At 61.3% G+C, this 23201-nt stretch carries 19 protein-coding genes; 15 read left to right on the forward strand and 4 right to left on the reverse strand.

What is annotated here, in order from left to right; translation table 11 throughout:
- Positions 1–7 precede the first annotated feature (7 nt).
- Together RHSP_RS25055 and RHSP_RS25060 are read right to left on the reverse strand one after the other, a co-directional pair.
- Positions 8–784, reverse strand: coding sequence for an SDR family oxidoreductase (locus RHSP_RS25055; RefSeq protein WP_004125046.1), 777 nt, complete (start codon positions 782–784; stop codon positions 8–10).
- 114 nt (positions 785–898) lie between these two features.
- Complete coding sequence (locus RHSP_RS25060) at positions 899–1759, reverse strand: MurR/RpiR family transcriptional regulator (protein WP_004125048.1); 861 nt, start codon at positions 1757–1759, stop codon at positions 899–901.
- Between the two features lie 239 nt (positions 1760–1998).
- Between RHSP_RS25060 and murA the strand changes: the two genes are divergently transcribed.
- From murA to RHSP_RS25130, 13 genes are all read left to right on the forward strand, one after another.
- Positions 1999–3255 carry a UDP-N-acetylglucosamine 1-carboxyvinyltransferase gene (gene murA, locus RHSP_RS25065; RefSeq protein WP_037154348.1) on the forward strand — a complete coding sequence of 419 codons (1257 nt, stop codon included), beginning with the start codon at positions 1999–2001 and terminating at the stop codon, positions 3253–3255.
- Complete coding sequence (locus RHSP_RS25070) at positions 3252–4142, forward strand: glucosamine kinase nucleotide-binding domain-containing protein (RefSeq protein ID WP_004125059.1); 891 nt, start codon at positions 3252–3254, stop codon at positions 4140–4142. Before murA ends, RHSP_RS25070 begins: the two co-directional genes overlap by 4 nt.
- A gap of 272 nt (positions 4143–4414) precedes the next feature.
- Complete coding sequence (gene murQ / locus RHSP_RS25080) at positions 4415–5338, forward strand: N-acetylmuramic acid 6-phosphate etherase (RefSeq protein WP_037154354.1); 924 nt, start codon at positions 4415–4417, stop codon at positions 5336–5338.
- Positions 5339–5419: 81 nt separating this feature from the next.
- Positions 5420–6940, forward strand: a complete 1521-nt coding sequence (locus RHSP_RS25085; RefSeq protein WP_004125064.1) for an ABC transporter substrate-binding protein — start codon at positions 5420–5422, stop codon at positions 6938–6940.
- Between the two features lie 128 nt (positions 6941–7068).
- Positions 7069–8028: an ABC transporter permease gene (locus RHSP_RS25090; RefSeq protein ID WP_004125067.1), complete on the forward strand. Its 960-nt coding sequence runs from the start codon at positions 7069–7071 to the stop codon at positions 8026–8028.
- Positions 8028–8867, forward strand: a complete 840-nt coding sequence (locus tag RHSP_RS25095) for an ABC transporter permease (RefSeq protein ID WP_004125070.1) — start codon at positions 8028–8030, stop codon at positions 8865–8867. The genes RHSP_RS25090 and RHSP_RS25095 overlap by 1 nt, the downstream gene beginning before the upstream one ends.
- Positions 8864–10603 carry an ABC transporter ATP-binding protein gene (locus tag RHSP_RS25100; RefSeq protein ID WP_037154357.1) on the forward strand — a complete coding sequence of 580 codons (1740 nt, stop codon included), beginning with the start codon at positions 8864–8866 and terminating at the stop codon, positions 10601–10603. Before RHSP_RS25095 ends, RHSP_RS25100 begins: the two co-directional genes overlap by 4 nt.
- Before the next feature lie 21 nt (positions 10604–10624).
- Positions 10625–11641 carry a serine hydrolase domain-containing protein gene (locus RHSP_RS25105; RefSeq protein WP_004125075.1) on the forward strand — a complete coding sequence of 339 codons (1017 nt, stop codon included), beginning with the start codon at positions 10625–10627 and terminating at the stop codon, positions 11639–11641.
- A gap of 9 nt (positions 11642–11650) precedes the next feature.
- Complete coding sequence (locus RHSP_RS25110; RefSeq protein WP_004125079.1) at positions 11651–12766, forward strand: anhydro-N-acetylmuramic acid kinase; 1116 nt, start codon at positions 11651–11653, stop codon at positions 12764–12766.
- A 115-nt stretch (positions 12767–12881) separates the two neighbouring features.
- The gene (locus tag RHSP_RS25115; RefSeq protein ID WP_037154360.1) at positions 12882–13820 is read left to right on the forward strand and encodes a lytic transglycosylase domain-containing protein; all 939 of its coding nucleotides are present in this window, start codon (positions 12882–12884) and stop codon (positions 13818–13820) included.
- A 146-nt stretch (positions 13821–13966) separates the two neighbouring features.
- On the forward strand, positions 13967–16237 hold the full coding sequence (locus RHSP_RS25120; RefSeq protein WP_004125083.1) for an FdhF/YdeP family oxidoreductase: 2271 nt from the start codon (positions 13967–13969) through the stop codon (positions 16235–16237).
- 88 nt (positions 16238–16325) lie between these two features.
- Complete coding sequence (locus tag RHSP_RS25125; RefSeq protein WP_004125085.1) at positions 16326–16574, forward strand: hypothetical protein; 249 nt, start codon at positions 16326–16328, stop codon at positions 16572–16574.
- Positions 16571–16984, forward strand: coding sequence for a type II toxin-antitoxin system VapC family toxin (locus RHSP_RS25130; RefSeq protein WP_004125086.1), 414 nt, complete (start codon positions 16571–16573; stop codon positions 16982–16984). Before RHSP_RS25125 ends, RHSP_RS25130 begins: the two co-directional genes overlap by 4 nt.
- Before the next feature lie 106 nt (positions 16985–17090).
- Here RHSP_RS25130 and putA read toward each other — a convergent pair whose 3' ends face one another.
- Positions 17091–20795 carry a trifunctional transcriptional regulator/proline dehydrogenase/L-glutamate gamma-semialdehyde dehydrogenase gene (gene putA, locus RHSP_RS25135; RefSeq protein ID WP_037154364.1) on the reverse strand — a complete coding sequence of 1235 codons (3705 nt, stop codon included), beginning with the start codon at positions 20793–20795 and terminating at the stop codon, positions 17091–17093.
- Between the two features lie 184 nt (positions 20796–20979).
- On the opposite strand from putA, the gene RHSP_RS25140 reads away from it, so the two are divergent.
- Complete coding sequence (locus tag RHSP_RS25140; protein ID WP_004125091.1) at positions 20980–21441, forward strand: Lrp/AsnC family transcriptional regulator; 462 nt, start codon at positions 20980–20982, stop codon at positions 21439–21441.
- Positions 21442–21575: 134 nt separating this feature from the next.
- Complete coding sequence (locus RHSP_RS25145; RefSeq protein WP_004125093.1) at positions 21576–21842, forward strand: hypothetical protein; 267 nt, start codon at positions 21576–21578, stop codon at positions 21840–21842.
- Between the two features lie 590 nt (positions 21843–22432).
- Here RHSP_RS25145 and RHSP_RS25155 read toward each other — a convergent pair.
- Positions 22433–23152 (reverse strand): helix-turn-helix domain-containing protein, encoded by a 720-nt coding sequence (locus RHSP_RS25155; RefSeq protein ID WP_004125101.1) that lies wholly within the window; start codon positions 23150–23152, stop codon positions 22433–22435.
- Between the last annotated feature and the right edge of the window lie 49 nt (positions 23153–23201).

Consider the following 23201-nt stretch of genomic DNA (forward strand, 5'->3'; position numbering starts at 1 on the left):
GATGAACTCAAACGATGACGGGCACCTGTGCACCGTCCATGCTGATCACGACGCCTGTCACATAACTTGCCTTGGCGGAGCTCAGGAAAGCGACGACGTTGGCGATGTCGGTGGGATCGGCCATGCGGCCGATCGGGATGCGCTTCAACGCTTCGGCAAGTGCTTCTTTCTCGGTCGAACCGGAAGCCTTTGCCGCCGCCTTCAGGCCTTCGGAGACGCGATCCGTTTCGGTCATTCCCGGATTGAGGCCGAGGACGCGTACGCCCCGGCCGGCATAGGCGTTGGCAAGCCCAACGCTGGCGAGCATCAAGGCGGCATTGGCAGATCCGCCGGCGAGATGCACTGGAGAGGCGATCTTGCCGCCATTGCCGATGATGTTGATTACCGCGCCCGAACCGCGCGCGCCCATGCGCTTGATGACGGGATCGATCACGTTGATGTAGGAGAAATACTTTGCATCCATCGCCGCCCGCCAGATGGCCGGGGTCAGCTCGTCGGCCGGCGTGCGCGCCGCCGCACCGGCACTGTTGACGAGGATATCGATCGGACCAATTTCCGCCTCGACCTTGTTCACGACTGCAAGTGCTTGCTCATCGGATATCAGGTCGGCGGCATAGCCGCGTACTCCGCGAAGCCTGGAAAGCGCCGCATCGATATTGGCCTGCGAGCGCGAGCAGATTGCGACCCGTGCACCCTCCTGCACGAAGAGCTCGGCGCAGGCATAGCCGATGCCTTTCGAGCCGCCCGTGATCAGAACGACTTTATCCTTGAGGCCAAGGTCCATGACATGTCTCCGGGTGTGTTGCGAAAGGCTCGCAGGCTACGTCCGTAAACCCGTGCCGTACAGACGCGCAGCCGTCACAGCTTGTTTACCGCGAACCGGTGCGGCAAACGCTGCTTAGGAAAGCCGCTTCGCCTTCAATACCGAAACGGCCGTCTCGCTATTATGGACATAGTCGTTGGCATCGGGCTGGCGCTGGACCAATAGAATGAACAGCAGGTCGGTCAGCATCAGTTGCGCATCGCGCGCGGTAATCGCCGAAGAGCGGACGCGATCTTCATCGCCGACGGTGTGGAGGCAGATATCGGCGACGCGGGCAAGCGGGTTGTCCTGGAGGCCGGTGACGGCGATGACGGTCGCCTTGCGCTGGCTCGCCAGCTCGGCGATCCGCAGCGTCTCGATGCTGGCGCCGGAATAGGAAAGGGCAAAGAGCAGGTCGTCGGGGCCAAGCGTCGATGCGTTCGCCATCTGCACGTGGCTGTCGCTATCATGCAGGACATTGCGGCCGAGTTTCATCAGCTTGTAGGAAAAATCCCGGGCGACCAGCGAGGAGGCGCCAACACCGGCCAGATGGATGCGCCTGGCATCGTGAAGCGCCTCGAGCGCCTTGTCGATATCGCCTTCGTTGTTGACCGAGATCGTCTGTTGCATGGCCTGCAGCTTGCTGCCCAGCAGCTTCTGCAGGATGGTCAGATAGCCGTCACCGACTTCGATCGTGCCGTGGATCATGCCGGCCGGCGCCGGCCACTCCTGGGCCTTCGCCTCGCTGACGGCGAGCTTCAGCTCCTGATAGCCGGCATAGCCGAGCTTCTGGCTGAACTTGACGACACTCGACTGGCTGCGCCCGGTTTCGCTAGCCAGAGCCGCCGATGAGAGGCGCAGCATCTGGTCGGGATTTTCGACGATGAATTGCCCGATCTGGCGATCTGCGGGCGCCATGGTTTCGAGCTGCGCGCTGATTTTCTTCAAGATAGACATTTGGTCCTTTGGGGTCCCCCCGAGCCATCGCGGCCGATTCACGCATCGTCGCGTGCTCACCGAAAATAGCATTCGGGCGACGCTCGGCAACCGCGCTTCGAGCAACGAGACTATCACAGAGAATTGGAATAAAAAATTCCAATCCAGATTGACAGGGTGGAATGATCGAATAATCTTCCGCGGGAAACGGATGGCGAAATCTCCGGCATTTCGCATCCCGCCTCAACGGGTTTCTGATCATGGACAGACTTCGCATCTCCGGCGGCAAAAGGTTGCAGGGTGCCGTGACGATTTCCGGTGCAAAGAACGCCGCCCTGCCGCAGATCGCGGCGGCGCTTTTGAGCCCGCATCCGCTGGAGCTCACCAACCTGCCTTTGGTGAGCGATGTCGAGAACATGCTCGGTGTCATTGCTCTCCATGGCGCACAGATCACACGCACGGCGCATTCCACAACGATCGATCCGAGCGCCATCGTCTCGAAGGAAACCTCCTACGATACGGTGCGGCGCATGCGGGCGACGGTTCTGGTGCTGGCGCCGCTGCTTGCTCGCTTCGGTCATGCGCGCGTTTCTCTTCCGGGCGGCTGCGCCATCGGCGCCAGGCCGGTGGACATGCATATCAAGGCGCTCGCGGCCCTTGGTGCTGATATCGCCATCGAAAACGGTTTGATCGTCGCACAGACCCCAAATGGGCTGAAGGGCACCCGCATCGTGCTCAGCTCCCCATCGGTCGGCGCAACGGAAACGGTGATGATGGCGGCCTGCGCCGCGAAGGGCGAGACGGAGATCTTGAACGCGGCGCGCGAGCCGGAGGTCGCGGATCTCGCCGCCTGCCTCAGCGCCATGGGTGCCAGGATCGAAGGGGCGGGCACGCACCGCATCCTGATCGATGGCGACACCCAATGGCGGCCGGCCAAACACCACGGCATTCCCGATCGCATCGAGGCCGGCACCTACGCGGTGGCGGCCGCCATCACCGGCGGCCAGCTCGAGCTTATTCACGCCCGGTTGGAAAATCTTGCCTCGGTCGTGCAGGCGCTGGAAGCCATGGGTGTCAGCGTCTGGCCGAGCGACCGCGGCCTTGTCGTTTCGAGAGATGGACCGCTCAAGGGCGCGGATATTACCACCGAGCCCTATCCGGGCTTCCCGACGGACCTGCAGGCACAATTCATGGCGCTTGCCTGCTGTGCGGAGGGCGCGTCTCTCGTCCGAGAGACGGTCTTTGAAAACCGCTTCATGCATGTGCCGGAGCTGATACGGCTGGGCGCCAACATCACCCTGCAGGGCACGACGGCTCTGGTGCGGGGCGGGGCACCGCTCAAAGGGGCGCAGGTGATGGCGACGGATCTCCGCGCCTCGGTGTCGCTCGTGCTGGCGGCGCTGGTTTCGCAGGGCGAGACCATCGTCAATCGCGTCTATCATCTCGATCGCGGCTACGAGCAGCTCGACCGCAAGCTGCGCCTCTGCGGCGCCGATATCGAACGGCTGACGTCATGATCGCTGCGGCAAAAGGCCCCCCTTATTTCCTCGGTATCGATGGTGGTGGCACCGGCTGCCGCGCCCGCATCGAGGATGCCGCCGGCACGGTGCTGGGGCAGGGACTATCCGGTCCGGCAACGACGCGGCTCGGCATAGATCAGGCATGGGCTTCCATCACCAGGGCCTTCGATGCTGCTATCGAAGAGGCGGGTCTGAGCGCATCCGATATCGTCCGCATTCACGCCGGCGTCGGCTTGGCGGGCATTGGCCGCAAGGGTGCGCTTGCTGCCCTCAAGGCCATAGAGCATCCCTTCGCCAGTATCGATTTCGTCAGCGATGGTGAGGGCGCCTGTCTCGGTGCCCATTCCGGTCGTGACGGCGCGATCGTCATCGCCGGCACCGGGTCGATCGGGCTCGGTCTCGTAGAGGGGCGGCAATTGCGGGTCGGCGGCTACGGCTTTCCGATCTCCGACGAGGGCAGCGGCGCCTATCTCGGGCTGAAGGCGGTGCAGCTTGCGCTGCGCGCCCATGATGGCCGCGAGCAGAAGACGGCATTGCTGAGCGAGATCATGCAGCGGTTCCAGAACGATCCGATGGAGGCCGTCGCCTGGATGGATCGCGCATCGGCGACGGACTACGCGACATTTGCACCGATGGTTCTGCGTCATGCCGATCAGGGCGATGCCGTGGCGCGGCGCATCGTCCAGAGTGCCGCCGGACATATCGATACTTTGATCCGTACTCTTTTCGAAAAAGGCGCGCCGCGCGTCTGCCTGCTTGGTGGACTTGCAAGCCCGCTTGAGCCGTGGCTTGCGCCGGATGTGCGCCGCAGCCTCAAGCCGATTGACGGCGATGCTGTGTCCGGTGCGATCATCCTGGCCAGAAGGGCGATTTGTCAGCATTGAGTGATGGATTTTGCGGCTGCGGTTTTGAACGGCTAGCATGGAATATTTTATTCCTTTATAGATTGACGAAAGGAATAAATGGACATAATGTTAATGAAGGTAAACAGGGAATGGACGGGGAACGAAGCCGAAAAGGCCATCCTGCGTCTCGGCCGACTTCGGTCGTCGGTCTTGCTGAAAGCCGATCTTTGCTGCGGTGTGTCCGATTCCCGGGGGATCGGGCGCATCACCCTGACCTATCGATATCGAAGCCTCATTTCGAGAACAGGCCCATGACAGAGCAGAAGTTGATATCCGAGCTGGAGCAGTTGGTTTCCGAAGGCCGCAATCCGAATACGATGCATATCGATCTGCTGCCGACTTTCGATCTGCTGCGCGAGATCAATTATGAGGATCAGACGGTGCCGATCGCCGTCGAGAAGGTCATTCCGGCCATCGCCGCTGCCGTCAATCAGATCGTCGCCGCCTTCCAGAAGGGTGGCAGACTGATTTACATGGGGGCAGGCACGAGCGGCCGTCTCGGCGTTCTCGATGCTTCCGAGTGCCCGCCTACCTTCAGCGTGCCATCGAACATGGTGGTTGGTCTGATCGCGGGCGGCCCGGATGCGCTGCGGCGTTCGATCGAAGGTGCAGAAGACGATCCGGAGCAGGGACGCCAGGCGCTGGAAGAGATCAACCTGACCAAGGTCGATGTCGTCGTCGGCATCGCCGTCAGCGGCCGCACGCCTTATGTCATTGGCGGCTTGAACTATGCCAAGAGCATAGGTGCCTTCACCGTTGCGTTGTCATGCAATCCCAATTCCATCATTGCCGGTATCGCCGATCTGGCGATCTCACCGGTCGTCGGCCCGGAAATCCTGACCGGCTCGACCCGCCTGAAATCCGGTACGGCCCAGAAGCTCATTCTCAACATGCTGACGACGGCGAGCATGATCCGCATCGGTAAAAGCTATCAGAATCTGATGGTTGACGTCAGCGCCAGCAACAAGAAGCTGGTGGCGCGCGCCGCGCGCATCGTCATGCAGGCGACCGGTTGCTCGCAGCAGGAAGCGCGCCGCGTGCTCGACCTGACCGGCAACGACGTCAAGCTCGCCATTCTCATGGAAATAACCGGAATGGGCATTGAAGAAGCCCGCGTGGCATTGCAAAACGCTGATGGATTCCTGCGCAAGGCCATCAATGCGAAGAGTGCTTAAAAGGACGTCGCGGCGAGCCGCAACGGCAATCAATTGGCCAAAATCGGCCGGGGACATTTGAAAAAAGTCGGAGGGATAGGAATGCAAGCGCATTTTGTAAGGAAGTTGATTTCGGGGGTGGTGCTGGCGGCAGGCTTCGGCATGGCCGCGGTCGCAATGCCAGCGCAGGCAGCAACGCTGCGCATGGCATGGTCGCAGGACGCGACCGGCCTCGATCCACATAAGCAGACTGCCTTCTCCTCCATCCGCTTGCTGGAATTGATTTACGAGCCGCTCGTTCGCCTCGACGGCAATCTGCAGATCGTGCCCGGCGTCGCCGAGAGCTGGCAGTTCTCGCCCGATGGCAAGCAGCTGACCTTCAAACTTAAAGCCAAGGGCAAGTTCCAGAACGGGGCGCCCGTCACTTCGGCTGACGTGAAGGCTTCCTTCCAGCGTATTCTCGACCAGGCGACCGGTGCGGTCGCCCGCGCCAACTTCCTGTCCATCGCCAGCATAGACACGCCGGACGCCACGACCGTGGTCTTCAACCTGTCGCAGCCCGACGTTCCGCTTCTGACGGCCATGACCAGCCTCAACGCCGCCGTCGTTCCGGCAAGCGAAATTGCCGCCGGCACCATTGGCACGAAGGCGATCGGCTCCGGCCCCTTCAAGCTCGACAGCTGGGTTCCGAATTCCAAGGAAGTGCTGAGCGCCAACAAGGACTGGGCCGGCGGGACTATCGGCGTCGACGGCATCAATATCAGCGTATTGCCCGACGAAACGGCGATCCTTGCATCGCTGCGCACCGGCCAGACCGATTTTGCCTTGCTGAATGATCCGCTCGTCGCGACCTTGGTGCCGAAGGAGCCGAAGCTGCAGCTGACCCGCACGCCGGTGCTGTCATACAATGTCCTTCAGCTCAATCCTTCCCGCAAGCCGATGGACCAGCTTGCCGTGCGCCAGGCGATTTCCTGTGCCATCGACCGCAAGGACGTGATGGATACGGCAGCGCTCGGCGAGGGCAAGGTGACCGGGCCGTTGACGATGCCGCTTTATGCGACCGACCCGAGCCAGCTCTTCTGCTATAAGCGCGACGTTGCCAAGGCGAAGAAGCTGATGGCCGACGCCGGCTTTGCCAATGGCTTTTCGGCGACCGTGATCGCCGCGACCGGCGAGCCGCCGACCGCGACCGCCGAAGCGCAGGTCATCCAGTCGCAGCTCGCCGAAATCGGCATCAAGCTCGACATCAAGGTGATGGAACTCAACGTCTATGTCGACACCTGGCTCAAGGGCAACTTTGACATGGCAGTCGCGCTCAATGGCGGCAGCGCCGACCCCTATTCGATGTACAATCGCTACTGGACGAAGACCGGCAACCTGCAGAAGGTCGCCAACTATATCGACGATACGCTCGACGGCCTGATGCAGAAGGGCCGCGCCGAAACCGATCCGGCCAAGCGCAAGGCGATCTTTGCCGATTTCGAAAAGCACATCGCCGAAGTTTCGCCCTGGATCTGGCTCTACACGGCCTATGGCTATACGGCCGAGCAGAAGAACGTCGAAGGCTTTGTCCCGACGCCGACCGGTTCGCTGTTCGGCCTGAGCAAAGTCTCGATCAAGTAACGACGACCGAGACCTAGGGCATTTCCGTTTCAAACGGACTGACGGAAATGCTCTATCTCTTTGTTTTCATGCAATCCAGCCGCAAAGCCGCTTCGCGCTTTTGCTGGAATTGCTCTAGAGGAATTGCAATGTCATATCTGACGCGTCGGCTGATGACATTCCCGCTGATCATGCTGGGCGTGTCCATCTTCGTCTTCGTCGCCATCCGGCTGGTGCCGGGCGATGCGATCACGGCGATGCTCGGAACGAACGCAGGTCTTTTGACGCCGGAGCAGCGGCAGGCCCTTGCTGCCTATTTCGGCATCGATCAGTCCTGGCCTATCCAATACTGGCACTGGTTGCTGGGGGTATTCCAAGGCAATCTCGGCATATCCGTTACCTATGGCAAGCCGGTGCTCGACATGATCCTCGAGCGCTTTCCACTGACGCTTGAACTTGCATTGCTCTCCATGGTGATCGCGCTCGCCATCGGCTTGCCGGCGGGCGTCTTTGCCGCCACGCGAAACGAAAAACTGTCCGATCTTGCCGTGCGCATCGTCGCCATGATCGGGCAATCCACGCCGAATTTCGTGCTCGGTCTTCTGCTGATCTACGCTCTGTCGGCCGGTTTCGGCGTGTTGCCGACCATGGGTGCTTTCACGCCCATCTGGCAGAATCCGCTCGAAAATCTCGGCCAGATGATCCTGCCGGCACTGACGCTTGGCTTTGCCTTTGCCGCCTCCGTGACGCGTGTCGTCCGCTCCGCCATGCTCGATGTCCTGAGCGATGACTATGTCCGCACCGCCCGCAGTCGCGGTGTGCCGGCACGCGGCGTCATCTGGCGGCATGCCTTGCCAAATGCATTGATCCCGGTGGTGACGCTGAGTGGCGTCGAATTCGGCTATCTGCTCGGCGGTGCGGTGCTGGTCGAGCAGATCTATGCGCTGCCGGGGCTCGGGCGCATGGTGCTCGATGCCATCCTGCAGCGCGATTATGCGCTGGTGCAGGGCAGCGTCCTGTTCATTGCCTTCAACTTCATGATCGTCAACCTGCTCGTCGATCTCGCTTATGTCGCGCTCGATCCGCGCGTCCGTCTGGGAGAAGGCTGATGCGGATCGTCAAGGCTATTTTCGGACATGTGAGCGGCCGGATCGGCGGCGTCATCGTCCTTATCTACGTTCTGCTTGCCATTCTCGGTACGCTGGGTGTGACCCCGCATGATCCCCTGACGCAAAACCGCATCGACCGTCTGCACGCCCCGAGCCTCACCTATTGGATGGGCACCGATCTCTTCGGCCGCGATGTCGCGAGCCGTCTGATGCATGGCATCGGCGAATCCTTCACCGTCGCTTTCTTTTCCGTCACCGTTGCGACCTTGATCGGCACCTTGCTTGGCCTGACCGCCGCCTGGTCGGGCAAGCGCTGGGACGGTGTGGTCATGCGCACGATGGATGTGCTGCTGGCTTTCCCGGCAATCCTGCTTGCATTGCTGATCATCGCCATCGTCGGCCCCGGCACCTGGACCAGCGTCGCTGCGATCGCGATCGTCTATACGCCGATCTTCACCCGTGTCGTGCGCGGCCCGGCTCTTTCCCTGAAGGGACGCGATTTCGTCGATGCCGCCCGCACGTTCGGCAGCAGCCGCTCCTATATCCTGACGCGGCATCTGCTGCTCAATCTCGTCGCGCCTTTGACGGTGCAGGTGACTTTGGCGCTCGCCTGGTCGCTGCTGACGGAGGCGGGTCTGAGCTTCCTCGGTTTGGGCACGCAGCCGCCTGCCTCCTCATTGGGCCTGATGCTGAGCGACAGCCGCAATCTCATGGAGACAGCGCCCTGGCTGCTGATCTTCCCCGGCGTGACCATCATGATCTCTATTCTCGGCTTCAACCTGCTGGGCGATGCCCTGCGCGATATTCTCGATCCGAAGATGCGGAGGTCCACGGTATGACACCGCTTCTCTCGGTTTCCGATCTTCGTGTCGGCTTCGGGCGCAATCCCGATGCAAACCCTATCGTTCGCGGCGTCAGTTTCGATCTCGAAGCCGGCGAGACGCTGGCGATCGTCGGTGAGAGCGGTTCGGGCAAATCCGTTACCGCGCTCTCGATCAATCGCCTCGTCGATTTTGGCGGCGGCCGCATCACCGGCGGGTCGATCCTGCTAAAGCGCGCCGACAACAGCATTCTGGATCTCACCAAGGCAAGCGAAGCGGAGCTGACGAAGATCCGTGGCGCCGAGATCGGCATGATCTTCCAGGAGCCGATGACGTCCCTCAATCCGGTCCTGACCATCGGCACGCAGATCGAGGAGTCGTTCAGGCTGCATCGTGGCCTGACGGGACGCCAGGCAAAGGCGGCGGCCAAGGATGCCTTGGATCGTGTGCGCATTCCCGATGCTGCGCGCCGTCTCACCTATTGCCCGAACCAGCTTTCCGGCGGCATGCTTCAGCGTGTGATGATCGCGACCGCTCTTGCCTGCAATCCTCGCCTGCTGATCGCCGACGAGCCGACGACGGCGCTCGATGTTACCGTGCAGGCGCAGATCATGGCGCTGCTCGCCGAGCTGAAGCGTGAGACCGGCATGTCGATGATCTTTATCACGCACGACATCGGTCTTGTCGCCGGCATTGCCGACAAGGTCATGGTGATGCAGGCCGGCCAGGCGGTCGAGCAAGGCGAACTCAATCAGATCCTTGATCAGCCAACGCATCCCTACACCCAGCATCTCTTGCATTCCGTCCCGCATTTCGCATCCGGACAGGCCGCACGCACGGATTTCCAGCGTGCCGAGACGCAGGCCAATCCGGCGTTGAAGGTGGATGGCTTGACCGTGCGCTTTCCGGTCAAGGGCAGCTTCCTGCGCCGCGCGACCGGTGCGGTCCATGCTGTCGAAGGCGTCGGCTTCGACTTGATGCCCGGCGAGACGCTGGCGATCGTCGGCGAGAGCGGCTCGGGCAAATCCACCACCGCGCGGGCGATCCTCGGGCTGGTCAAGTCGACCCGAGGCACGTTTACGACCAATGCCGGCAAGGCTGCCGATCGTACCAGTGCCGTGCAGATGGTTTTCCAAAACCCCTATGCCTCGCTTAATCCGCGCCTTCGCGTCGACAGCATCCTCGCCGAACCGGTGATCGCATCGGGCGCGCGCGTTTCGGCACAGATGCGCGAGCGTATGCTGATGCTTTTGAAGCGCGTGGGATTGCCGGAAAACGCCCTGGAGCGCTACCCACACGAATTTTCAGGCGGCCAACGTCAGCGGCTTTGCATCGCGCGTGCGCTGATGCTGAACCCGTCCGTGCTGGTGCTTGACGAAGCGGTGTCCGCGCTCGACGTTTCCGTTCAGGCGCAGGTTCTGGAATTGCTGATCGAGCTTCAGCGCGAATATGGGCTCGCCTATCTCTTCATCTCGCATGACATGGCCGTCGTGGAGCGGATCGCCCATCGTATCGCCGTGATCTATGCCGGGCAGATTGTTGAGATCGGCGATGCCGCCTCGGTCTTGTCGGAGCCCAAGCATTCCTATACCAGACGGCTGATTTCGGCGGTGCCGACGGTTGCGCGGCGCAAGGAAAACTTCGCGCTCGACACGCGTCAGGTTCCTTCACTCGTACGGCCGATCGGCTTCGAGCCGGCAGCGCCGGAATGGCGCCGGTTCGCGCCGGATCACGTGGCTCTGGCCGAAGCCTGAGCGACCGGCGAGGAGTGAGATATGGCTGGGGGGCACATGCAATTTGAAGAACGGTTTGATCGGGCCTTTACACCGCTCGAACAGGCGGTGACGTCGGCCCGTATTCCAGGCGGCGTCCTCGGCATGGTCGATCTCGGCGGCAACCGGCTCGTGCGCGCCATCGGTTCGGCGCAGAAGATCCCAAACGTCAGGCCGATGGAGGTCGACACCTGGTTCGATCTGGCATCTCTCACCAAGGTCATTTTCACCACGCCGCGCATCCTGGCGCTGGCAGAGGCCGGCACCATCGATCTTGACGCGCCATTGACGACGCTTCTGCCTGATCTTCGCCAATACAGTGCCGAGGCGTGGGAGCGAAAGGTGACCTTTCGCCAATGCCTCGGGCATCAGACACCTTTTCCGGCGGTCGAGCCGATCTACACTTATGGCCGCGACCCGGATCTCCTGCGCACCTTCATCCTGCAGCGCGAGTGGCGGTCCGGTCCGCCGGTCTATTCCGACATCAACTTCATCCTGCTGGGCTTTGCACTTGAGCGCCTGAGCGGGCAGAAGATCCGCGCCATGGACCCCGGCCCGGGCTTTGCCTTTTCCGCCGCGCCCGATCAGGCAGCAGCGACCGAGGACTGCACTTGGCGCCATCGCATCCTGTCGGGCGAAGTTCATGACGACAATTGCTCGGCATTGCAGGGCGCCGGCCATGCCGGGCTTTTCGGAACGGCGGCGGCTGTTCTCGATTTCGCCAAAGGCCTGCTCGATGGCACCGGGGTATCGGCGCATTCGATCGCGCTGATGCGGACACCGCTTTCCGCCACACGCACGCATGGCTGGGAGCGGCCCTTCGACGGCTGGCATGGCGGTGCCCTGTGTTCGCCCGGAACCATCGGCCATACCGGATTTACCGGCACCGCTCTATGGATCGACTTCGACAAGGGCAGGGCCTGGACCCTGCTCACCAACCGCATTCATCCGACACGCCATTTCGACAGCGGTATCCTTACTCTTCGCCAGACCATCAGCGATCTCGTCAACGCAGCATAGGAGCTGACCATGGAACCAATCTGGGCAGTCGGTCTGATGACCGGAACCGTCCTCGACGGCAATATCGATGTCGCCATGCTGAAGACGGACGGCGAGCGGATCGAGGAATTCGGCCCCTATGTGCTCGCTCCCTATCCCGGCTGGATCAGGACGCTGCTGGAAGAGACGCTGCGGCAGGCGCGGGTGTGGAATTTTGAAGGCCCTGAGCCCGCGATCTTCAAAGAGGCGGAAGAGGCTCTGACGAGGGCTCAGTCGGAGGCCGTGAGAGAGCTGGTGGAAAGCAAGGGGATGACCATGGCCGACATCGGCGTCGTTGGCTTTCATGGGCAAACGGTACTGCATCGGGCGCCGCAAAAGGATAGGCTGGGACAGACGCGTCAGCTCGGCGATGGAGAGTTGATGCACTCCATCCTCGGCACCAAGGTTGCCTATGACTTCCGCTCGGCGGATATGCGCGTCGGCGGGCAGGGCGCGCCGCTCGCAGCCGCCTATCATACCGCCCTGCTGCGCGGCGCGGGTGCTGCCGGCGAGACCGCCATCCTCAATCTCGGCGGCGTTGCCAATATCACCTGGTGGGATGGCGAGGGCAATTTCGTTGCTTTCGATACCGGACCGGCCAATGCGCCGCTCAACGACTTCATCAAGTCCCGTGGTCTCGGCGAAATGGATCGCGACGGCGCGCTTGGCCGTGCCGGTACGGTCGACGAGGCGAGGCTCGCGCGGCTACTGCAGCATCCCTATATGACGGCCCCCTATCCGAAGTCGCTGGATCGTTTCGATTTCGGCGCCTCGATGGCCGATGGCCTCAGCCCGGAAGACGGTGCCGCGACGCTTTCGGCCTTCACGGCAAGCGCCGTCGGCAAGGCACTCGATCTGTTGCCGCGCCGGCCGAAGAAGGTCGTCGTCAGTGGCGGCGGCCGCCACAATCCGACGATCATGTCAATGCTGCAGAGCCGCGCCGGCGTCGAGCCGATCTTTGCCGAAACTCTGGGCTGGCGCGGCGATGCCGTCGAAGCGGAGTGCTTTGCGTTCCTGGCCGTCCGGGTGCTGCGGGGCTTGCCGATCAGCTTCCCTGGCACAACAGGTGCGCCGGCGCCTATGTGTGGCGGACGCCTTGCCGAATAGACGGGCGGCCATATGATAGGCGCATCACGCCGTCATAGGTTCTCGCCGCAGTCCAACGATGCTATGAAGAGATCGCAACTTTGCGATCGGACGATCTTCAACGGGTATCGCGCGGATGGCAGGCAAGCGGCATTGGACAGGCGTTGTTGCCTTGGTCACTTTGTGCGTTGTTACGGTTTCGGCCTTTCGCCCGGCAAATGCGCAGCCGGAATGGAGCGCTGCGCCGTCGGTCTGCATTTCCGGCCCCATGATCACGGACATGGGTCAAACTCTCTGCCTTCGCAAGGAAAGCTATAACCGCGATCTTTGCGCGGCCATCGACTATTTCGCCCGCGCCAATCATCTGCCGCCGGATTATCTGGCAAGGCTGGTCTGGCGCGAGAGTACGTTTCGCTCTGATGCCGTTAGCCCCAAGGGCGCGCGCGGCATTGCGCAGTTCATGCCTGGGACGGCACGGCTGCGCGGTGTTCGCGACAGCTATGATGCGCTTGAAGCGCTCGGCAAGGCGGCGACCTACCTCGACGAGTTGCGTAATCGCTTCGGCAATCTGGGACTGGCCGCCGCCGCCTATAATGCCGGCGAAGGCGGCTTGGCGAACTTCCTGAATTCCGGCGATCTTCCCTATGAGACGCGCAGCTACGTCAGTGCGATCACTGCGCATACGGTCGAGGAATGGCGGGATGGGCCGCCCGATCTTGCCGCGCCTGCCCTGGATAAGAACAAGCCTTTCATTCCATCCTGTGTCGCTCTTGCCGAAAGCCGGCGGTTGAAGCCGATACCCTTCGAACAGGAGCGGCCTTGGGCGCCCTGGGGGGCGCAATTGGCCGAGCATTTCCAGGTCGATGCCGCTCGCCGTCTGTTTGCAAGCAATGTCCAGAAGCTGCCCTCTCCCTTGAATGCGGAAAAGCCTTTGATCGTGCGCCAGCGCAATGCCGATTTCGGCCGGCGCATCCGCTTTGCGGCCCGTATCGGCCGGCAGACGCGCGCCGAGGCCGACGCCGTTTGCACCCAGATCCGGCGGCAGGGCGGCACCTGCCTGGTGTTCAAGAATTGAGGCTTGCCGATCTTCCAGGCTGATTGAAGATATGTCGGCGCCGTGTAGGGACCGTCCCGCCGGCCGCCGGTGGATTGTGCTTTACTCCCTTCTGCGGCGCGCCTAATCGTTAGGAACAGGCCGTTGGATAAACACAGGAGCGTATGATGGCGCAAAAGCGTGAAGTCCCTGGTATCCGTCCCTACAACAGCCCCGCCGGCGGCTGGGGAGCGTTGAAGGCCACTGCCAATGCGGTGCGCGAGCAGATGGACATTACCGAGGCGCCCGGCCTTCTTTTCCGCACCAACAAGCCGACCGGCTTCGATTGCCCCGGCTGCGCGTGGCCCGACAAGGAGCACACTTCCACCTTCCAATTCTGCGAAAACGGCGCCAAGGCGGTCACATGGGAGGCGACGAACAAGCGCGTAACGCCGGAATTCTTCGCCGAACATACGGTCAGCGAGCTGCTGACATGGAGCGATTACGAGCTGGAGAACTCAGGCCGGCTGACCCATCCGATGGTTTTTGACCACGCAACCGACACCTATCGACCCGTTGCCTGGGAGGACGCCTTTGCCCGCATCGGCGAGGTCATGCGCAGCATGCCCGATCCGAATATGGTCGAGTTCTATACGTCGGGTCGAGCCTCTAACGAAGCTGCGTTCCTCTTCCAGATCTTCGCGCGCGAATACGGCACCAACAATTTCCCCGATTGCTCGAACATGTGCCACGAGGCGACCAGCGTCGGCCTGCCGCAATCGATCGGCATCGGCAAGGGCACGGTATCGCTCGACGATTTCGACGAATGCGATCTGATCATTTCCATGGGGCACAACCCCGGCACCAATCATCCGCGCATGATGGGCACGCTGCACGAATGCTCGCGCCGCGGCGTGCCGATCATCGTCTTCAATCCCCTGAAGGAGCGGGCGCTCGAGCGTTTCGCCGATCCGCAGGACCCGATCGAAATGGGAACCTTCGGATCGACCCGGATTGCCTCCTCCTACTATCAGGTCAAGATCGGTGGCGATGCGGCGGCGCTCAAGGGGATCATGAAAGGTGTTCTGGCGCTTGCCGAGACCTCGGACGATGTGCTCGATCATGCCTTCATTGCAGAACACACCACTGGCTTCGATGCTTTGGTCCACGACATCAATCAGACCGCATGGGCCGACATCGAGCGGGTTTCGGGCCTTGCCCGGGCCGATCTGGAGCGGGTTGCTGTGATCTATGCCAAATCCAAGGCGACGATCGTTGCCTATGGCATGGGCATCACCCAGCACGCCATGGGGACGGCCAATGTGCAGCAGATCGCCAATCTGCTGCTGCTGCGCGGCAATTTCGGCAAGCCCGGCGCCGGCATCTGCCCGCTGCGCGGTCACTCCAATGTGCAGGGCAACCGCACCGTCGGGATCACCGAGAAGCCGAATGCCGCGCTGATCGAGGGCGTCGAGCGCGCCTTCGGTTTCAAGTCTCCCGCCCATCATGGTCATGATGCCGTCGCCGCGATGCAGGCGATGGCGGCGGGGCGCTCCAAGGTGTTGATCTGCCTCGGCGGTAATTTCTCGATCGCGCTTCCCGATCCGGAATTGTGTGCCGAGGGCATGCGCCAGCTCGATCTCGCCGTCCACATGAATACCAAGCTCAACCGCTCCAATCTGCTTGTTGGTAAGGAGTCCTTCCTGTTCCCCGTGCTCGGCCGCACCGAACAGGACGTTCAGGCAACCGGTGCGCAGTCGGTGACGATCGAGGATTCGATGTCGATGGTGCACGCCTCGCGCGGCCGCCTGAAGCCGGCCTCGGACGAATTGCGTTCGGAGCCGGCCGTCGTCGCCGCCATGGCGCAGGCCAGTTTGCCCGATAGCAAGGTTTCATGGATGGAACTCGTGACCGATTATGATCTGATCCGCGACAAGATCGAAATCGTCTATCCCGATTTTGCGAATTATAACGAACGCATCCGCGTACCTGGAGGCTTTCGTCTGCCGCTTGGGCCGACGGAACGTCTCTGGAATACGCCCTCGGGCAAGGCCGAATTCAAGCTGTTTTCCGGGCTTAACGAGGATATCCTGCTTTCGGATAGCAGCATCCTCAAGCTTGCGACGATCCGCAGCCACGATCAGTACAATACGACGATCTACGGTTTGGACGACCGCTATCGCGGCGTCTTTGGCCGTCGCGACGTGCTGTTCATGAACGACAAGGACCTGCGCGCCAATGGTTTGGAGCATGGCGATCTCATCGAGATCGAAACGGCGTTGCCCTCCGGGGCTAAGCGGCTGCTGCAGCTGACGGCGATTTCCTACGATATTTCGGAGGGCTCGGTTGCGGCTTATTATCCCGAAGCCAATTGCCTGATCCCAATCGATTATCAGGACAAGGAAAGCGGCACGCCTTCCTATAAGTCCATTCCGGTGCGCATCAGCAAGGCGGCGTGACGCCTCGTATTACTTAGCCATCCAGCCATCAGCCGCCATCTTGATGGCTAAATCCGGTGCGCTTATATTGACTAGACTGGAGATCGATATGGCTGAACCTCAACTATCCGTTCGTAGCGCCAAGGCGCGGGATCTTGCCCATCGGCTTGCCCGGCGCGAAAACCGCACCATTGCCGATATTGTGGAACGTGCGCTGGAATCCTACGAGATCCGCGAGGCCGGCCGCGAACCCGCGTCGTCTTTCTATGCCCGTATGGCCATGACCGATGGAGAAGACATTGATTTGGAGGCGGTCATTCGGGAAGGGCGGCGGGCTAATCCCGGAATAGATCTGTGATATTCCTCGATACCAATGTCATCTCGGAGACATTCCGAAAGCTGCCGGATGCGGCAGTGATTTCTTGGCTTGGCCGATATGATGCAGAGATCGCACTTTCCACTGTCGTGATCGGCGAAATCGCCTTCGGTATCCATAAGATTTTACCTGATCAGCGTGCGGCACAACTGGAGCAAAGGCTGTCGGAATGGCGCCGCCGATTTTCAGATCGAATTTTCGGTCTGACCGAGGAGGCTGCCTTGGCTTATGGCGAGATCATGGGCAGCTCGAAACGACAGGGGCGGCCGATGTCGGCACAGGATGGCATGATCGCGGCGATTGCGCGCGTAAATGGTGGCCGCCTGGCAACGCGCAATCTGTCTGATTTTCAGACGGCAAGCCTTGAACTCGTTTCACCATGGGATTTTTAGTCGGGCTTTGAAGTCGAAGGTTCCGTGCGATCATCGACGCAACATAACATGCTGCCGACCTGGCGGTATTCGCCCGGCCGGCAGATTCTCAGCTTTGCAACCGACGTTATCCGATCGTCATCAGGCTGGCATTGCCGCCGGCAGCCGCCGTGTTGATCGAAGTCGTCACTTCTTCCAGCAGCCAGTTCAGGCAATAGGCATCGGCCTTGTTGGCTATCTCATCGCTTGAGGCGGCTTGGGTGAGGACCAGCGGGCCGGGAAGTGCGGCGATCGTCTTGATGGTCTGCTTGACCCGCTCGGCATCCCCTTCGATGAGGGCGCCGGCAAATGGTCCATCGACTGCCCAATCCTTCGACCAGGAGATGCGGGCGGCAACTGCCGCCGGCAAATTCCGAAGCTCGCTCTGCAAGCCGGAAGCTGCGTCGATGGTGATCGAATTGCCTGTTGCGAGTGCGGCCGCGATCTGGACCTGCAGGCCAAGTGCGGTCTGCGGGACGAGCAGGATCCGCCCACGCGGATGCAGCGCATAGAGGTTCAGCTCACCGACCGGGCCTGGGAGTTCGACGTTGAAGCCCAGGGACGACTGGCCGGCAAGCGCCTTGGCCTGCTTGGCAGCCCCGGCAGCACCGTTGCTGTCGAGCCAGGTGAGATACTGCTGCGCAGCCGGATCGGTCTGGACGCTCGCGTCGCGCAACGGTTCGGTCGAGGAGACGACGAGGCGGCGCAGATACATCGGACCGCCTGCCTTGGGGCCGGTGCCGGAAAGGCCGCGGCCACCGAACGGCTGAACGCCGACAACGGCGCCGATGATGTTGCGGTTGACATAGAGATTGCCCGCCTTCACGCGTCCGGTGACATGGGCGATCGTGTCGTCAAGCCGGGTGTGCAGGCCGAAGGTCAGGCCATAGCCGGATGCGTTGACGTCGTCGATCAGCTTGTCGAGCCCCTTGCGCTTGTAGCGGATGATATGGAGCACGGGTCCGAACACCTCGCGCTTGAGATCGCTCAGCTTCTTCAGCTCGATGATGGTCGGGGCGACGAATGTGCCCTTTGCAGCGCTCGCGGGGAGGTCGAGCTGTTCGACGGGGCAGCCGAGCTTGCGCATGCGTTCGATGTGCTCGTCGATGCCGCGCTTGGCGCTTTCGTCGATGACGGGGCCGATATCGATCGCAAGCTTGTCGGTGCGGCCGACCGACAGTTCGCGAAGCGCACCGCGCAGCATGGTCAGGGTACGATCCGCCACTTCTTCCTGCAGGCACAGCACGCGCAGTGCCGAGCAGCGCTGGCCGGCACTGTCGAAGGCGGAAGCGATGACGTCGCCGACGACCTGCTCGGCGAGGGCCGAGGAGTCGACGATCATGCCGTTCTGGCCGCCGGTTTCGGCAATCAGCGGGATTGGTTTGCCGAATTTCGACAGTTTTTCGGAAAGCTGCGCCTGGATCAGGCGTGCGACTTCCGTCGAGCCGGTGAACATGACACCGGCCGTTTCAGGCGCACCGACCAAGGCAGAACCCATCCTGCCGCTGCCCGGCGCGAACTGCAGTACTTCACGCGGAATCCCGGCTTCATGCAGGATGCGGATACCCTGGGCAGCAATCAGCGGCGTGTTGCCGGCCGGCTTGGCGACGACGGGATTGCCGGCGACCAGCGCGGCGGCAACCTGACCCGTGAAGATTGCCAGTGGGAAGTTCCATGGGCTGATGCAGACGATCGGGCCAAGCGGCACGCTTTCGGGCGCCAGCACCTTGCGCGCCTGGGCGGCGTAATAGCGAAGGAAGTCGATGGCTTCGCGGACTTCGCCGACGGCATTGGCAGCCGATTTGCCCGCCTCGCGGATCGTCAAGCCGACGAGCAGAGGCATCTCGCCCTGCATCATTTCGGCGGCGCGCTCCAATATAGCTGCGCGCGCATCCGGGCTGACCGCAGCCCATTGCGCGGCACCCGCGGCGGCAAGGCGCATCACTTCGGCTGCGTCATCGGGGGCGAGCTCGGCAACCTGGCCGACGACATCGGAATGATCGGCGGGATTAAGGATCGGGCGCGTCTCGCCGCGTTCGGAGCCATCGGCGAGTAGCGGCTTGGCGACCCACGTCTTGGCGGCGGACGCATGAAGCTGCCCGGCGAGGTCGGAGAGCGCCATTTCGTTCGACAGGTCGATGCCGGAAGAATTCGCCCGGGCGCCTTCGAACAGATCGGCGGGAAGGACGATCTTGTCGTGCTGCGCGCCCATGATCGGCATGGCGCGCACGCGCTCGACAGGGTCGGCGATCAGTTCGGAGACGGGAACGGCAGGATCGGCAATCTTGTTGACGAAGGAGGAGTTGGCGCCGTTCTCCAGCAGGCGGCGGACGAGATAAGCGAGCAGCGTTTCATGCGTGCCGACCGGCGCATAGATGCGGCAGGGGCGACCGAGGTTTTCGGCGCCGACGACTTCCTCATAGAGCGGCTCGCCCATACCGTGCAGGCATTGGAACTCATACTTGCCAACCGAAAAATCGCTTCCGGCCATCTGATAGATCGTCGCCAGCGTCTGGGCGTTGTGGGTGGCAAATTGCGGGAAGACGACGTCGGTTGCCGAGAGCAGCTTCCTGGCGCAGGAGACATAGGAGACATCGGTGTAGATCTTGCGGGTGTAAACCGGGAAGCCTTCGAGGCCGTCCAGCTGCGCGCGCTTGATCTCGGCGTCCCAATAGGCGCCCTTGACGAGGCGGACCATCAGACGATGCCCGGAGCGGCGGGCAAGATCGATGATGAAATCGAGGACGAAGGGGCAGCGCTTGCCATAGGCCTGTACGACGAAGCCGATGCCATCCCAGCCCGCAAGCTGCGGATCGAGGCAAAGCGCTTCCAGCAGGTCGAGCGACAGTTCCAGCCGGTCGGCCTCTTCGGCATCGATGTTGAGGCCGATATTATATTGCTTGGAAATCAGCGCGAGCGCCTTCACCTTCGGCAGAAGCTCGCCCATGACGCGGTCGACCTGCGATCGCGAATAGCGGGGATGCAGCGCGGAGAGCTTGATGGAGATGCCAGGGCCTTCATAGATGCCGCGGCCGGCAGACGCCTTGCCGATCGCATGGATGGCGGTCTCGTAGTCGCGATAGTAGCGTTCGGCATCGGCATGCGTCGTCGCCGCTTCGCCGAGCATGTCGTAGGAATAGCGGAAGCCCTTCGCCTCGAGCGAGCGGGCGCGCTTCAGTGCCTCGTCGATCGTCTCGCCGGTGACGAATTGCTCGCCCATCATGCGCATGGCCATATCGACGCCGCGCCGGATGACGGGCTCGCCGCAGCGGGCGATCAGTCGCGTCAGCGAGGCGGAAAGGCCGCTTTCGTTGACGGTCGATGTCAGCTTGCCGGTGACGACCAAGCCCCACGTCGCGGCATTGACGAACATCGAGCGGCCGCCGCCCAGATGCGATTTCCAGTCGCCGCCGGCGATCTTGTCGCGGATCAGCGCATCACGTGTTGCTGTATCGGGAATGCGCAACAATGCCTCGGCAAGGCACATCAGGGCGACGCCTTCCTGGCTCGAAAGCGAGTATTCCTGCACCAGCCCTTCGACGCCGTCGCCCTTGTGCTTGGCGCGCAACGCCTCGATCAGCGTCTTGGCCGTCTTCTTCGCAGCCTCACGAACCGGCTCCGGCAGGGTGGCGGCCTCGACCAGCATGGGGAGGCATTCGGTCTCGGGACGCCTGTAGGCGGCAGTGATTGCCCTGCGAAGTGCGCTTTGAGGCTGGATCGGCGGGGCAAACTGCGAGAATGGGGCGGCGTCTGACGATGGTTCTTCTGCGGCGTGTGCGACAATGGCAGTCATGATAACCTCAAGGTGCAAGGGACCCGATAACCAGGCAGGAGCGAGCGATTTCGCCCTGCTTGGCCCTCCCGTTGCTTCGGTGCGAACATACTTCATTCCCGAAAGGCATTCCGCCTTGAAATTGCGGCTTTCTAGTCATATTGGACTTCAATGGCCCGTATTTCAAATAGGAATGCCTATAAGAATGACCAAATCCAGTGAAATTGACCAATTCGACCAAAAGATCCTCGACGCGCTGGTCGAAGATGGCCGCATGTCGATCACGGAGCTGTCCGAACGGGTCGGTCTTTCCAAGACGCCGTGCCAGGCGCGGCTGAAGAAATTGATCGATTCCGGTTACATCGATGGCTTCAAGGCGGTGCTCAATCCGATCAAGCTCGGCCTCGATCATGTCGCCTTTGCCGAAGTGAAGCTGACCGACACGCGCGAGGAGGCTTTGCTCAGCTTCAACAATGCCATCAAGAAAATCAAGGAAATCGAAGAGTGCCACATGATCGCCGGCCGCTTCGACTATCTCCTCAAGGTGCGGACGTCGGATATTCGCCGTTATCGCATCGTTCTCGGCGAGAAGATCTCCAGCCTGCCCTTCGTTGCAAGCACATCGACCAATGTGGTGATGCAGTCCGTCAAGGAAAACTGGTCGTAGTTCCAATGCGACATGGAAACGTCAATTACCCCCCTCTGAGTACCGGACATCTGTGTCGGTCCGCCACTCCGTCTAGATTTCGCCAACCGAATCGGATCATTGCGAAACGCTAAAATGAGTGAGATGGAGCACGCATGGAGACCAATGCCAGCGACCGTGACCTTGTCGAGGTCATGAAGCGGTACTTTGCGGTGAAGGCCGAAGTAGAGGAAGTGAAGTCCCGCCTGGAGGCGGCAAGGCAGGAGAGCGGCGAAGAGATCGGCGCATTTTACAATCCGCGCACCAATCTGAACCACGCTGCCGATATCGTCCGTTCCCACGCTCTCAAGCAGGAGATGGCGCGGCTGATGGATTGGGCCGAAGCATGGGGACGCCAGAGCTTGATGCCGAACGAGGCCTGAAGATCCGACAGGGACCGCCAGGCCGTAATCATGAAACCGGACTGGTTCAGCTATCCGATTTCAGCCTGCCCGCCGTCGCCCAGGAATCCTTCGACATCTCGGTAATGATGATTTCCAACGATTCCGGCGGGCAGGCCGGCGTGTCCGGCCACGGGTCATCGAGGGCGCGACCGACGATGATGTGCAGTGGCGGATGAAAGTCATCTTCTTGTCGTTTCTATGCACGGTAAAGGACATTATCGTGCATTTTCGAGGCTTGGCGATCTGACACCGATGGGTCGCGCCTTCACATCCCTTCAAGCGCGTTCATTGGCAAACGGCAGGTCGGTCAATCGACGCCGGTCAAGGGGCCGAGCAAAACGCTGCGATGGTATGGGCGACGAAGGGTGGGTTTTACGCGATCCATGAAGCGGTTGATTCGTTCTATTGGATCATAAGTGTGCACCTGATTTGGAACGCTGCTATCGAGAAGGCCGGTGAGACTGGAGGCCTATCGTGCTTTCGGCAACGACCCTGCAATTCGCGGATTCCTCATATCGAGCGATCATGTCGCGCCCGCCGAAGGCAGCAATCAAGTTCCGCCGGAAGAACTAATTGCTGCGCAGTGCGGTTTTCTTCTCAGGAGTATCGATCAGCGTGTTTGGCTTTGCAAAGCCGGTTAAGCTGGCGGGGTCCAAAATGCTGATGCGCGATCCTCTGACTTTGACACCGTATGCCTTCAAGGCGGAAAACGCTCGCGACAAATTTTCTGGCGTCATCCCTAGCCGGGAGGCAAGAATTCGCTTCTCCACACGAATTTCGACCGACCCTTGGCCTCCTTGTTCTGTTTCGGTTCGCAAGAGCCAGTTCGCCAAGCGCTCGGCGCCAGTACGCAATTTCTGGTCTTTCAAGTCCTTAATCGTTCGACGATAACTGGCGGCGAGTTCGATCACCGTCGCACGGGCAAAAGCAGCATCGCTTTGCATGGCCTGACGGATCCTGGCCGCGGGAATCATCAGAATATTGGACGGTTCCAGCGTTCGTGCCGATTGAAGGCAGATCTCATCGTTGAGTACGGCCGCAAGGATGAAGACGCCAACGGGTGCCACGATGTCCAACGTCGTCTCCCTCGCACCGGTTCCGGCATACATTTCCACCAATCCGTCGACGACGACGTAGAGAAAATCAGCTGGGTCGCTCTCACGAACGAGCGTAACGCCCTGGGGAAAACGTTGCAGGAAACTGCCGTGGACAAGCGTGTCGAACGCGTCGTCGTGCATGCCTGCGAAGAGGTCCAGATTCCGAATCTTCGCGGCACTGTCGGATCGCATATGTGACCTCCTTTAGATAGATGACAAGTTTATATTCAAGACACGACAT

The organism is Rhizobium freirei PRF 81, from assembly GCF_000359745.1.
GTDB classification, from domain to species: Bacteria; Pseudomonadota; Alphaproteobacteria; order Rhizobiales; family Rhizobiaceae; genus Rhizobium; species Rhizobium freirei.

Coding starts and splice junctions, on each gene's coding strand:
- RHSP_RS25055 (WP_004125046.1), bottom strand. CDS start 784: ATGGACCTTGGCCTCAAGGATAAAGTCGTTCTGATCACGGGCGGCTCG.
- RHSP_RS25060 (WP_004125048.1), bottom strand. CDS start 1,759: ATGTCTATCTTGAAGAAAATCAGCGCGCAGCTCGAAACCATGGCGCCC.
- murA (WP_037154348.1), top strand. CDS start 1,999: ATGGACAGACTTCGCATCTCCGGCGGCAAAAGGTTGCAGGGTGCCGTG.
- RHSP_RS25070 (WP_004125059.1), top strand. CDS start 3,252: ATGATCGCTGCGGCAAAAGGCCCCCCTTATTTCCTCGGTATCGATGGT.
- murQ (WP_037154354.1), top strand. CDS start 4,415: ATGACAGAGCAGAAGTTGATATCCGAGCTGGAGCAGTTGGTTTCCGAA.
- RHSP_RS25085 (WP_004125064.1), top strand. CDS start 5,420: ATGCAAGCGCATTTTGTAAGGAAGTTGATTTCGGGGGTGGTGCTGGCG.
- RHSP_RS25090 (WP_004125067.1), top strand. CDS start 7,069: ATGTCATATCTGACGCGTCGGCTGATGACATTCCCGCTGATCATGCTG.
- RHSP_RS25095 (WP_004125070.1), top strand. CDS start 8,028: ATGCGGATCGTCAAGGCTATTTTCGGACATGTGAGCGGCCGGATCGGC.
- RHSP_RS25100 (WP_037154357.1), top strand. CDS start 8,864: ATGACACCGCTTCTCTCGGTTTCCGATCTTCGTGTCGGCTTCGGGCGC.
- RHSP_RS25105 (WP_004125075.1), top strand. CDS start 10,625: ATGGCTGGGGGGCACATGCAATTTGAAGAACGGTTTGATCGGGCCTTT.
- RHSP_RS25110 (WP_004125079.1), top strand. CDS start 11,651: ATGGAACCAATCTGGGCAGTCGGTCTGATGACCGGAACCGTCCTCGAC.
- RHSP_RS25115 (WP_037154360.1), top strand. CDS start 12,882: ATGGCAGGCAAGCGGCATTGGACAGGCGTTGTTGCCTTGGTCACTTTG.
- RHSP_RS25120 (WP_004125083.1), top strand. CDS start 13,967: ATGGCGCAAAAGCGTGAAGTCCCTGGTATCCGTCCCTACAACAGCCCC.
- RHSP_RS25125 (WP_004125085.1), top strand. CDS start 16,326: ATGGCTGAACCTCAACTATCCGTTCGTAGCGCCAAGGCGCGGGATCTT.
- putA (WP_037154364.1), bottom strand. CDS start 20,795: ATGACTGCCATTGTCGCACACGCCGCAGAAGAACCATCGTCAGACGCC.
- RHSP_RS25140 (WP_004125091.1), top strand. CDS start 20,980: ATGACCAAATCCAGTGAAATTGACCAATTCGACCAAAAGATCCTCGAC.
- RHSP_RS25145 (WP_004125093.1), top strand. CDS start 21,576: ATGGAGACCAATGCCAGCGACCGTGACCTTGTCGAGGTCATGAAGCGG.
- RHSP_RS25155 (WP_004125101.1), bottom strand. CDS start 23,152: ATGCGATCCGACAGTGCCGCGAAGATTCGGAATCTGGACCTCTTCGCA.